13 protein-coding genes and 1 pseudogene are annotated in these 11,026 nt (G+C 65.1%); 5 read left to right on the top strand and 9 right to left on the bottom strand.

Annotated elements, in window-relative coordinates; genetic code table 11:
* The 4 genes and pseudogenes from AC1DN9_RS15820 to AC1DN9_RS15805 form a co-directional block, all read left to right on the top strand.
* A pseudogene (locus AC1DN9_RS15820) lies at positions 1 to 553 on the top strand (hypothetical protein); the annotation flags it as partial.
* A gap of 98 nt (positions 554 to 651) precedes the next feature.
* Positions 652 to 1,020 carry a hypothetical protein gene (locus AC1DN9_RS15815; protein ID WP_478101746.1) on the top strand — a complete coding sequence of 123 codons (369 nt, stop codon included), beginning with the start codon at positions 652 to 654 and terminating at the stop codon, positions 1,018 to 1,020.
* 10 nt (positions 1,021 to 1,030) lie between these two features.
* Positions 1,031 to 1,711 (top strand): C39 family peptidase, encoded by a 681-nt coding sequence (locus AC1DN9_RS15810; protein WP_478101744.1) that lies wholly within the window; start codon positions 1,031 to 1,033, stop codon positions 1,709 to 1,711.
* On the top strand, positions 1,711 to 2,247 hold the full coding sequence (locus AC1DN9_RS15805) for a hypothetical protein (protein WP_478101742.1): 537 nt from the start codon (positions 1,711 to 1,713) through the stop codon (positions 2,245 to 2,247). The genes AC1DN9_RS15810 and AC1DN9_RS15805 overlap by 1 nt, the downstream gene beginning before the upstream one ends.
* Before the next feature lies 1 nt (position 2,248).
* Here the strand turns inward: AC1DN9_RS15805 and AC1DN9_RS15800 are convergent, their stop codons facing one another.
* Complete coding sequence (locus AC1DN9_RS15800; RefSeq protein ID WP_478101741.1) at positions 2,249 to 2,980, bottom strand: HAD family hydrolase; 732 nt, start codon at positions 2,978 to 2,980, stop codon at positions 2,249 to 2,251.
* A gap of 15 nt (positions 2,981 to 2,995) precedes the next feature.
* Between AC1DN9_RS15800 and hemH the strand changes: the two genes are divergently transcribed.
* The gene (gene hemH / locus AC1DN9_RS15795; RefSeq protein WP_478101739.1) at positions 2,996 to 4,033 is read left to right on the top strand and encodes a ferrochelatase; all 1,038 of its coding nucleotides are present in this window, start codon (positions 2,996 to 2,998) and stop codon (positions 4,031 to 4,033) included.
* A 6-nt stretch (positions 4,034 to 4,039) separates the two neighbouring features.
* On the opposite strand, the gene AC1DN9_RS15790 is transcribed toward hemH, so the two are convergent.
* From AC1DN9_RS15790 to AC1DN9_RS15755, 8 genes are all read right to left on the bottom strand, one after another.
* A complete protein-coding gene (locus AC1DN9_RS15790) occupies positions 4,040 to 4,591 on the bottom strand; it encodes a thioredoxin family protein (RefSeq protein WP_478101738.1) in 552 nt (183 codons plus the stop codon).
* A gap of 100 nt (positions 4,592 to 4,691) precedes the next feature.
* On the bottom strand, positions 4,692 to 5,198 hold the full coding sequence (locus AC1DN9_RS15785) for a DUF1993 domain-containing protein (RefSeq protein ID WP_478101736.1): 507 nt from the start codon (positions 5,196 to 5,198) through the stop codon (positions 4,692 to 4,694).
* 50 nt (positions 5,199 to 5,248) lie between these two features.
* Positions 5,249 to 6,124 carry an alpha/beta fold hydrolase gene (locus AC1DN9_RS15780; RefSeq protein ID WP_478101734.1) on the bottom strand — a complete coding sequence of 292 codons (876 nt, stop codon included), beginning with the start codon at positions 6,122 to 6,124 and terminating at the stop codon, positions 5,249 to 5,251.
* Positions 6,121 to 7,185 (bottom strand): branched-chain amino acid ABC transporter permease, encoded by a 1,065-nt coding sequence (locus AC1DN9_RS15775; protein ID WP_478101732.1) that lies wholly within the window; start codon positions 7,183 to 7,185, stop codon positions 6,121 to 6,123. Before AC1DN9_RS15775 ends, AC1DN9_RS15780 begins: the two co-directional genes overlap by 4 nt.
* Positions 7,186 to 7,195: 10 nt before the next feature.
* The gene (locus tag AC1DN9_RS15770; RefSeq protein ID WP_478101730.1) at positions 7,196 to 8,176 is read right to left on the bottom strand and encodes a branched-chain amino acid ABC transporter permease; all 981 of its coding nucleotides are present in this window, start codon (positions 8,174 to 8,176) and stop codon (positions 7,196 to 7,198) included.
* Complete coding sequence (locus AC1DN9_RS15765) at positions 8,173 to 8,901, bottom strand: ABC transporter ATP-binding protein (protein WP_478101728.1); 729 nt, start codon at positions 8,899 to 8,901, stop codon at positions 8,173 to 8,175. The genes AC1DN9_RS15770 and AC1DN9_RS15765 overlap by 4 nt, the downstream gene beginning before the upstream one ends.
* Positions 8,898 to 9,665 carry an ABC transporter ATP-binding protein gene (locus tag AC1DN9_RS15760; protein ID WP_478101726.1) on the bottom strand — a complete coding sequence of 256 codons (768 nt, stop codon included), beginning with the start codon at positions 9,663 to 9,665 and terminating at the stop codon, positions 8,898 to 8,900. The genes AC1DN9_RS15765 and AC1DN9_RS15760 overlap by 4 nt, the downstream gene beginning before the upstream one ends.
* 149 nt (positions 9,666 to 9,814) lie before the next feature.
* Positions 9,815 to 11,011 carry a substrate-binding domain-containing protein gene (locus tag AC1DN9_RS15755; protein WP_478101724.1) on the bottom strand — a complete coding sequence of 399 codons (1,197 nt, stop codon included), beginning with the start codon at positions 11,009 to 11,011 and terminating at the stop codon, positions 9,815 to 9,817.
* Positions 11,012 to 11,026 lie beyond the last annotated feature (15 nt).

Genomic DNA, 11,026 nt, shown 5'->3' with positions numbered 1-11,026 from the left:
AGGCGGCGCAGGCGGTGCCAGCGGCACTGCAGGCGCAGGCGGCGCGAGCGGTGCAGGCGGAGCCGGCACATCGACCAGCACGGCAGGCGCGGGCGGCGCGAGCGGCGCCACGGGCGCCGGTGGAGCGGGCGGTTCGGGCGGCGGCGGCGGAGCGGCCACCAGCACTGCGACCGGCACCCAGACCGGCGGCGCGGGCACGGGCGGCGCAGGCGGCTCGAGCACGAACGGCAGCGCCACCAACGGCAGCGCCAGCAATGGCAGCAACACTGCAGGCGCCGGCGGCGCAGGCGGTAGCGGCACCGGCGGCGCGGGCGGCGCGGGCGCAGGCGGAACCAACACGGGCAACGGCGGAACCGGTGGCGTCGGCAACGGCGGCACGGGCGGCGCAGGTGGCACGGTGACGGTCGATGCAGGCACGTTCAACATGTCCAACACCATGACGAGCGTCGGTCAAACGGCAGCCGGCATCATGGTCGCGAACCAGAACAGTGGCCTGTCCTCGCTGGTCCAGCAAAGCGTGAACGTCCAGGCGAACCTGAGCGTGGGTCGCTGATCGATAGCGATGTCCGATGAGCGCCGCGCAGCCTGACCCGTTCAGGCTGCACGGCGCGAGTCGGCTCTCGCCCTATAAGCTGGCCAAGGGGAGACGCCATGAAATTCCTTACCCTCTACGGGTCCGTTTGCGCGGCCCTGGGGATCCTGCTGCCGATGGCGGCCGCGGCGCAAGGCGCGTTGCCAATCGGTGATGATTCGGCCAAGGCCGATCGCGTTGCCTTCGTCGCGACGCCGGTCGACTCTTCGACACTGGCAGGCTATCGGGGCGGCACCGATCTGGTCCGCAACGACATGACGCTGAATGGCACCACGGCCGACAACTCGGCGCGGAATGTCAATACAGGCGACAACACCATCAGTTCGGGCTCGTTCGCGAACATGAGCGGCTTGCCGGTCGTGATCCAGAACAGTGGCGCGAATGTACTGATACAGAACGCGGTGATCCTTCATTTGCAGATGAACTGAGGAGAGCGCCATGCGCCGCATGCTGCTTTCCGTCGCACTGCTCGCTGCAGCCACCGCAGCGCCCGCCCAGCGGGCCTATTTGTCGTTGGGGATGGGCGACGTGAACATGCCCATCACAAGCCTGAAGCAGGCGAAGACGGGGCGCACGCTCATTCAGAAGTACGACTTCAGTTGCGGGTCGGCCGCCGTCGCCACCCTGCTCACGCACCACTACAACTATCCGGTCACCGAAGAGGACGTGTTCAAGGAGATGTACGAGAACGGCGACCAGGCCAAGATCCACAAGGAGGGCTTCTCGCTGCTGGACATGAAGCGCTACCTGGATGCGCATGGCTTCGATGCCGACGGCTTCGAACAGCCGCTCGACAGACTCAACCAGGCGCGCGTTCCGGCGATCGTCCTGATCAACACGAACGGCTACCAGCACTTCGTCGTGGTCAAGGGCCTGCAGGACGATCGCGTGCTGATTGGCGATCCAGCCCAGGGCACGCGGGCGGTTTCGCGCAAATCCTTCGAGGAGAGCTGGAAGAACGGGTTGCTCTTCGTCATCCACAACCGCATGGACCAGGCGCGGTTCAATCTGGCTGCCGACTGGCGCGTTGCACCGCACGCGCCCATCGGGACACAAGGCATCAGCCGCGACAGCCTGTTTCAGGTCACGGTCCCGAAGCTGGGACCCGGGGAATTCTGATGATCGCCGCCCGCCTCCCTTTCGTGCGCGCTGGATTGCGGGTCTGCCTGTGCCTGCTTGTGGGCAGCGTCCTTTCGCCAGCGCTGGCGGCCGGACCCGATTCCGAAGAACCAAGCGCTGGCGTGTGGATGACCGTGAGCGACCAGACGCTGGACCACATGCGCGGCGGCTTCGACGCGGGCAACGGCCTGCTGGTGAGCTTCGGAATCACGCGGGCGACCTACATCAACGGCAGCCTCGTGACACAGACGACGCTCGACTTCAGCCATATCAACGACCTCACGCCGGTGCAGGCCGCGCAACTCAACAAGCAGATGGCGAGCCTGAACCTGGTGCAGAACGGCCCGGGTAACACCGTTCAGGCGCAACAGGGCGGCGTGAACTTCGGCACCATCATCCAGAACACGCTGGACAACCAGCACATCGTGAACCAGACCATCATCAATGCGAGCAGCAATTCAGCCGGGATGATCAAGAGCCTGAACACCCTGTCGACATTGCAGGACAGCCTGCTGAGTTCCGTCGGCACGCGCTGATTCAGTTGTCGCCCGACATCAACGCCACGCAGAGCGCGTGCAGGTTCGGCACGATGAGTTGCGGCCGCGCGTCGTGTTCCCAGGGCCGCTCGTCGCGCACCAGCCACGCTGCCTGCATGCCCGCGCCGAGCGCGCCGACGACGTCCAGCGCCGCGTCGTCACCGACATGCAGCACATCCTTGGGCAACAGCCCGACCGAAGCGGCCGCCGCCCTGAAGATCGGCGCATGCGGCTTCCCGCTGCCGAATTCGCGTGCGTTGAACGCGGAGCGGAACCAGCGCCCGACGCCCGTGCGATGCACATCGGCATTGCCGTTGGAAATCGCCACCAGCGGATAGCGCTCGCTGAGCCACTTGAGCGCGGGCAAGACGTCGTCATAGAGCTGAACGCGCTGGCGCTCGGCAAAGAAGACTTCGAAGGCGGGCTCGGCGAGCGCCGGGTCTTCGCCCGCGCGGCGCAATGCGGTGCGAATCGACTCGCGGCGCATGGCGCTCAGGTCGTGTGCGAGATCGGAACGCTCTTTCTCCGTGGCCTCGCGCAGTTGGCGCAAGACGCCCGGCGTGACGAGCAGGTTCGCGGTCTTCGGTGCCTCGCGCAGCAGCCACTCGTGCAGGACGCGCTCGGCGCGTTCGATGGTGGGCCATATCGGCCAGAGCGTGTCGTCGAGATCGAGTGAAATCGCGGCGATGCGTTTCACGTCAAGTGTCAGGGAATGAGGGGTCGCGGTGGCCATGGTCGAGAATACCGCATGCCTTTTCGAGACCCACCGCCTGCCGCAGAGAATGCCCTGGATCGCATTGCCGTGCTCTGGTGCAACCTTGGCTCGCCCGACGAGCCGACGGCGAAGGCCGTGCGCCCCTATCTCGCCGACTTTCTCGGCGACCCGCGCGTTGTCGAGATTCCACGCGTCGTCTGGGCGCTGCTCCTGCACGGCGTCATCCTGCGCACACGGCCCGCGAAATCAGCCGCCAAGTACGCCAGCATCTGGACGTCCGAGGGTTCTCCGCTCAAGGTGTGGACGAAGAAGCAGGCGACCCTGTTGAACGGTTGGCTCGGCGAACGCGGCCATCGCGTCACGGTGCGGGACGCCATGCGCTACGGCCAGCCATCGATCGCCACCCGCCTCGACCAACTCAAGGCCGAAGGCGCGACCCGCGTGCTTGTGCTGCAGGCCTACCCCCAGTACTCGGCCACCACCACGGCCAGCGTGATCGATGCCGTCAACGCATGGAGCGCACGCGTACGCCGCGTGCCGGAGTTCCGTTTCGTCAACGACTACCACGACGACCCGGGCTACATCGATGCGCTGGCTCAGAGCGTCACGCGCCACTGGCGGCAGAACGGCCGGCCCGACCAATTGGTGATGAGCTTTCACGGCATTCCGGAACGCAACATCAAGCTCGGCGATCCCTATCAGGCGCATTGCGTTGCAACGGCACGCCTGCTGGCGGAACGTTTGCAGCTCACACCGGCGCAGTACCGCGTCACCTTCCAATCGCGCTTCGGCCGCGCCAAATGGCTGCAGCCCTACACCGAACCCACGCTGCGCGAACTCGCCGCCGCGGGTGTTCGGCGAGTCGACGTGATGTGCCCTGGCTTTCCAGCCGATTGCTTGGAGACGCTGGAAGAAATCGCGATGGAGGGCCGCGACGCGTTTCTCGGCGCAGGCGGCGAGACCTTCCAATACATCCCCTGCCTCAACGACACCAACGCGTGGATCACGGCACTGGCGGGCATCGCCGACCGTCATCTGGCCGGTTGGCCCACCCGGGCCGGGGCCGCGTAGGCGAATTCAGCCCTTCGCGGGCTGTGCGAGCAGCGCCTTGATCGCCTGTTCCATCAGGTCGTACTCGCCTTCGCCGAAGTGCTGGCGCACCACGCGTCCCGACTTGTCGACGAGGTAGAACGCGGGCCAGTACTGGTTGTGCCAGGCTTTCCAGGTCGCAAAGCGATTGTCCTGCGCCACCGGGTATCGGATGCCGAATCGTTGAAGTGCGGCCTCCACGTTCGGGGTGGACTTCTCGAATGCGAATTCAGGCGTGTGCACGCCGACGACGACGAAGCCCTGGTCCTTGTACTTCTCGTACCAGCGCACGACATGCGGCAAGGTGTTGATGCAGTTGATGCACGAGTAGGTCCAGAAGTCGACCAGCACGACCTTGCCCGCAAGGTCCTGCATGCTCAGCGGCGCCGAGTTGAGCCATTTGTCGATGCCGGCGAAGCCAGGGGCCGGCCCCTGGTCTTCGAGCAAGGGCGAAGCGGCCGACGCGGGCCACGGCGCGCAGGCCGCACCCATCGCAACGCCGAGCGACGCGAAGAAACTGCGCCTGGAAATCGAGTTCATGGTCGGAGCCCTTGTGAAAGCAGTCCGACTGGAATTCGTTCTCGCGCGCAGTCTCGGTCTTGGTGTTTACCCTTGGTTTGAGCTTGAGGCCGTCACCTGGTCAGAAGCGTCCCAGGTAGTCGAGCTTGCCGACAGGCACTCCGCTGTGACGCAGCACGTCGTAGGCCGTCGTGACGTGGAAAAAGAAGTTGGGCAACGAGAACTGCAGCAGATAGCGCTGCGCGGTGAACTTCAACTCATTGCCACGCACCTTCATCGTGACCTCGCGATCTTCGGCGCCGTCGATCAATGCGCGATCCACTGTCTGCAGATAGTCGACGGTCTTGGTGATGCGCGCCACCAGTTCGGCGAAAGTCGTTTCGTCGTCTGGAAAGCTGGGTGGCGTGACGCCCGCAATGCGCGCAGTGCCGAATTTCGCGGCATCGCTCGCGCTTTGGATTTGTCCAGCGAGGGTGAACATGTCCGGCGCAAGGCGCGCATTCACGAGTTCCGAAGGATCAGTGCCTGCCGCCTCCGCATGCGCGAGGCCTTTGTCCAGGATGTGCGAGAGCTGGCCGAGTCCGCGGGTGAACACCGGGACCGAAATGTCGTAGAGCGAAAGCGCCATGAGATGACTCCGAGTTGGGATGGGCGGCACGATTGTGCGACCACCCGCGCTCAGATGCTGGCGGCGCGAACAAAGGCTTCGATCGGATCCAGATGCTCGGGCACGTTGAGCGCCGGCGCATGCCCGCAACCCGGCACCTCGATGATCTGGAGCCGGCCCTGCGCGCCCGGACCGCGGCGACGCATCTCGTCCAGCGTCGGGGGCAGGACCAGGTCGGATTCGACTCCGCGCAGGCACAGCACCGGCACGTCGATCGCGTCGTAGTGCGACCACAGCAGGTAGTCGTCCGGCTGCGCGATGAACTGCCGCACCATCGCGGGGTCGTAGTGCGGCGTCACGCGACCATCGGGCAGGCGCCGCGTCGAAGTCTCGGTCAGCCGCCGCCACTGCGCATCGCTCAGCCAGCCATAGGGCTTGTAGACGGTGCGGAAGAAGGCTTCGAGTTCGGCGACCGTGTCGAAGGCCGGCGGTTTGCCCGCGTAGGAGCGGATGCGCTCGACCGCCGCGTCGGCGATCTGCGGCGCGTTGTCGTTGAGCACCAGGCTCGCGATGCGCGGCTTCATCGACGGTTCGGCAAGCCCGCCCGCGCAGACCATGCCGATCGCCCCGCCCATTGATGTGCCGACCCAATGCACGCGCGTCAGCTTCAGTTCATCGAAAAGCGTCGTGGCGATCCGCGCGTAGAAAGACAACTGGTATTCATCGTCCGGCGCCGTGCTCCACTGACTCAAGCCACGGCCGATGGTGTCGGGGCAGATCACGCGAAAGCCGTGCCCTGCGAAATGACCCGCGAGTTCGTCCATGTCGCGGCAGGTGCGCGCCAGGCCATGCCACGCGACGACCACCGGGCCGTCGGCGTTGCCCCAGTCCATCCAGTGGATCTCGCGGCCCGCCAGTTGCGCGTAGTTCGAGGTCGGTGAATTCATCGCGATGCCCTTGCACGGAGACGGCCGACGATGCCGGTCGGGAAGTAGTAGACAGAGAGCACGAACAGCACCCCGAGCCACAGCAGCCATCGGTCGGGCGACAGCAATGCCGCCAGCCACGGCACCCCGCTCAGGGCTTCGCTGCCGAGGCGCAGCAGATCCTGCAAGTAGCTCTGCGCGATGACGAAGATCACCGCACCGACCACGGCGCCGTAGATCGTGCCCATGCCGCCGATCACCACGATCAGCAGCACGTCGATCATGATTTCGAAGCTCAACGAAGTGTCCGGCCCGTTGTAGCGCAGCCAGATCGCGAGCATCGCACCCGCCAGCGTCGCGAACAGCGCCGACAGCACCGAAGCCGTCGTGCGATAGACCACCACGCGATAGCCGATCGCCTCCGCGCGGAACTCGTTCTCGCGGATCGCCTGCAGCACGCGGCCGAAGGGCGAGTTCACGATACGCAGCAGCGCCAGCACGAGCACGACCGCCAGCACGAACAGCATGTAGTAGCACAGCAGGCGGCCGTCGAGCGACACGCCGAGGAAGGGCTCGTCGGCAAACTCGAAACTCGGCGAGATCAGTTCCGGCAGCTTGAAGGTCAGCCCATCCTCGCCGCCGGTGAAATCCGACAACTGCGAAGCCAGCGTCTGGAATGCGGAGGCCACGGCCAGCGTGATCATCGCGAAGAAGATCGCGCGCACACGCAGAGAGAAGAGCCCGATGGCCAGCGACAGCACCAGCGAGATCGCGAGCGCCGCGCCCAGCCCGACCAGCAAGGCGCCCCACCCTGCGCCGAGCCGCGTCGCCGAGATCGCGATGCCGTAGGCGCCGATGCCGAAGAACATGGTCTGCGCGAAGCTCACGATGCCCGTGTAGCCCAACAGCAGGTCGAAGCTCGCGACCAGCACGATGAACACCAGCACCTTGGCCGCGACGCTGAGCGCCTTGACGCCCGGGAAGATGAACGGCGCGAAGGCCAGGCCCAGCACCAGCGCGGCGAGCAACACCGCGAGCAGGCGGCTGCGCGGCAGGTCGTTGGAAAGAAGACGATTCAGCATGGTCGTCCTTTCAACGGTTCGCCACGGGGTAGACGCCCTGCGGACGCCACAAGAGCACCGCCACCATCAGGAAGATGCTGGCGAACTGCGTCAGCGTCGGCAGCAGGAAGCCCGTGTAGTTGTTCATCAGGCCAACGAGCAAGGCGCCGATCAGCGCGCCCGTCGTCGAGCCGAGCCCGCCGATGATGATCACGATGAAGATCAGCACATTGACCTGCGAACCCATCTGCGGAATCAGGTTCTGCTGGAACAGCCCCCACATCACGCCGCCGAGTCCGGCGAGCGCACTGCCCACCACGAACACGCCGACGAACAGGCGCCCGATGCGATAGCCGAGCGACTCGACCATTTCGCGGTCCTGCACGCCGGCGCGAATCAGGAGGCCAATCTTGGTTCGCCCCAGCGTCCAGGCCAGCAGGCCGAAAACGAAGGCGCCGACGATGACCGCGAGGATGCGGTACTTGCTGATCGCCGCGTCGCCGACGAGCAGCGACCCGCGCAATGCGTCGGGCAACGGTAGCGGAATCTGTGCGGGGCCCCAGATGACCTTGATCAGTTCCTCGCCGATGATCATTCCGCCCATCGTGATGAGGATCTGCTTCAGATGCTGGCCATACACAGGCCGCACGATGAAGCGCTCGAAGGCCAGTCCGACCGCGCCCGCGGCCGCCATCGCGACCAGCATCGCCGGGAACACCGCAACGAGGTTGCGCCACAGTTCCTGCGAGCCGGTCCAGTCGCTCATGGTGCCAAGCACGCTGCTGGCCACGAAGGCGCCGAGCGCAATGAATACGCCGTGGCCGAAGTTCAGCACGTCCATCAAGCCGAAGACCAACGTCAGGCCGGAGGCGATGATGAAGATGATCATGCCCATCGCAAGGCCCGCGACCGTGAGCGTGAGCCAGGTCGAGAAAGAACCTGTCAACGGCAGCGCGATCAGCGCGAGCACCGGTACCAATGCCAGCGGCTTCCAGTCGAAGTCATTTTTCATAGTGCCAGTCCCAGCAGCGATTGCTGCAACTGCTCGTCCGCCGAGAACGCCGCCATGCTTCCGCTGTGCACGACAACACCGTTGTCCATCACGGCCACGGTGTCGCCGAGGCGCTGCGCGAAATTGATGTTCTGCTCGACGAGCAGGATCGTCACGCCGCTGCGCTTCAGCTCGCTGAAGGCATCGATCATGTTGTTGATGATGGCCGGCGCGAGGCCCTTGCTGGGCTCGTCGATGATGAGGAGCTCGCGCGGCTCGACGATCGCCCGCGACACGGCGAGCATCTGCTTCTGCCCACCTGACAGCTTGCCGGCCGGATGGTTCCAGAACTTCTCGACCGCGGGGAAGAGCTTGAAGATCCACTGCAGGCGCTTGTCGTCCATCTGCTCGGCGTTCTTCGCGCCGCGTGCCGCGAGCAGCATGTTCTCCTTGACCGTGAGGTCCGAGAAGATGCCCATGTTCTCGGGCACGTAGGCAATGCCGAGTTCGGCGATCTGCGGCGTGTGCAGCGCGGTGATGTCCTTGCTGCCGAAGCGCACGGTGCCCTGCGATGCATGCCAGAGGCCCATGATGGTTCGCAGTGTCGTGGTCTTGCCCGCGCCGTTGCGGCCGAGCAGCATCGTGAGTTGGCCCTTCGGCACCACGAGGTCGACGCCATGGAGGATGTGATACGCGCCGATGTGCGTGTGCACGCCGGCCAGTTCGAGCAGGTTTTCCGCACTCATTGAGTAGCCTCCTTTGCCACGCCCAGGTAGGCTTCCTGCACGACGGGAGAGGCGATGACCTCGGCCGGTTCGCCGTCGGCCACCAACTGCCCGTTGTGCAGCACGATGATGCGATCGGCCAGCTCGCGCACCACGTCCATCTTGTGTTCGACGAGCAGGATGGTCTTCGTCTTGTCCTTCTTCAGCGCGCGGATCAGGTCGAGGATCACCGGAGCCTCGGCCGCATTCATGCCCGCCGTCGGTTCGTCGAACATGAAGACCTTCGGCTCGAGCGCCATCAGCAGCGCGACCTCGAGCTTGCGCTGGTCACCGTGCGGCAGGCTCGCGACAGTCGCGTGTTCCTTGGCCTTCAGCGCGACATCAGCCAGGATCTGGTCGGCCCGCTCGGTCAACGCGCGATGGTCGCTCCAGATGCTCCAGAGATTGAGCCCGCGCCGGTGCGCGCCTTCGCGCGTGGCCTGCACGGCCAGCCGCACGTTCTCCAGCACCGTGAGGTTCGGAAAGAGGTTCGTCAGCTGAAAGGCACGCCCGAGGCCCGCACGCGTGCGCGCCGACGCCGGCAGCCCCGAGAGCAATTGCCCATCGAGCGATACCGTCCCCTCCGTGGCCTTCAACTGCCCGGAGATGAGATTGAAATACGTGGTCTTGCCAGCGCCGTTCGGGCCGACGATCGCGGTCAACGTGCCAGGCGCGAAAGCGCAACTGACAGCATTCACCGCCACGTGTCCACCAAACCGGATCGTGAGATTCTTGGTTTCAAGCATAAAAATGTTGCTCGCCCCCAGGTTGGCTCACTTCGTGTAGCCGCCCACCCCCTGCCGGGGGCAACACCGGCGGCCCGGCCAAGCCGGTTCCGCGGTGTTTCACGAAGGGCCCCCGGGGCATGCGCGCGCTGCGCGCAGTTGGGAAGCCCCTAGCGTTTGTTCCGGATGGGGATGTCCATCTCTTCCGGTTTGATTTCGTGCACGAGTTCAGGCACGCCCCACGCGAAGGCCGGGTCCACCTTGATCTTGAAGTGGTACATGCTCTGCATCGCCTGGTGGTCCTCCTTGCGGAAGGTCATCTTGCCCTTGGGCGTGTCGAAGCTCATGCCTTCCATCGTCGAGATGAGCTTGTTGGTGTTGGTGTCGCCGCCCGTCTTCTTGAGTGCCGTCACCACCGCCATCGCCGCCGAGAATCCGCCGGCCGTGAAGAAGTCCGGCGGCGACTTGAATTCCTTGTAGTGCATCGACACCATCGCGTCGTTGACCGGATTCTTCGGGATGCCGAAGTAGTAGTAGGCCGCACCCTCCATGCCCGGCAGCGCCTTGTAGGCGGCCATGGCCGGCAGGATGTTCCCGCCGGTCGCGATCTCGATGTTGTAGCGCTTGAGGTCGAGGTCGACGATCTTGAACGGATTGCCTGCGCCTGCCCAAACGATCCAGATGATCTTGCGGCCGGGCTTGTCCTTGAGCGCGTCGATCAGGCGCTGCGCACCCGCGGTGAAGTCCGTCGTGGCGGGCGGGAGGTATTCCTCGTGCGCCAGCTTGGCTTTCTTCAGCGCGTCCTTGAACGCCTTCACGCCGTCGCGGCCGAAGGCGTTGTCCTGCGCGAGCGTGGCGACCGTGACGCCGGGCTTGTCGATCGCCACGGCGTTCGAGATGGCATCCTGCGAGCTGTTGCGGCCGGTGCGGAAGATGTACTTGTTCCACTTGTCGCCGGTGATTGAATCGGCCACCGCCGGTTCGACCAGCAGGATCTTCTTGTATTCCTCGGCCACGGGCAGCATCGCCAGCGCAACGCCGGAAGACGTGGGGCCGATCGCCAGTGCCGCCTTGTCGTCGGCGTAGGCCGCAGCCAGCAGCGACTTGCCGAGATCAGGCTTGCCCTGGTCGTCCTTCTCGATCACGACGATCTTCTTGCCGTTGACCTCCATCGTGCCGCCCGTCGCGTAGTTGAAGCCCATCATGAGGCCGGTCTGCGTCTGCTTGCCATAGGCTTCGAGCGGGCCGGTCTTGCTGTAGATGTGGGCGATGCGGATCTCGTTGGACTGGGCCCAGGCCGGGACGGTCAGGGCGGAGGCTCCCGCGATGGCAGTGGCTGCCAGGGCGACGAGGTGACGACGTTGCATTCTTTGTCTCCTGAA

Source organism: Variovorax sp. 05L425 (assembly GCF_056397705.1).
The sequence above is the reverse complement of the archived record's forward strand: the minus strand, read 5'-3'. Positions and strand labels throughout refer to the sequence as shown.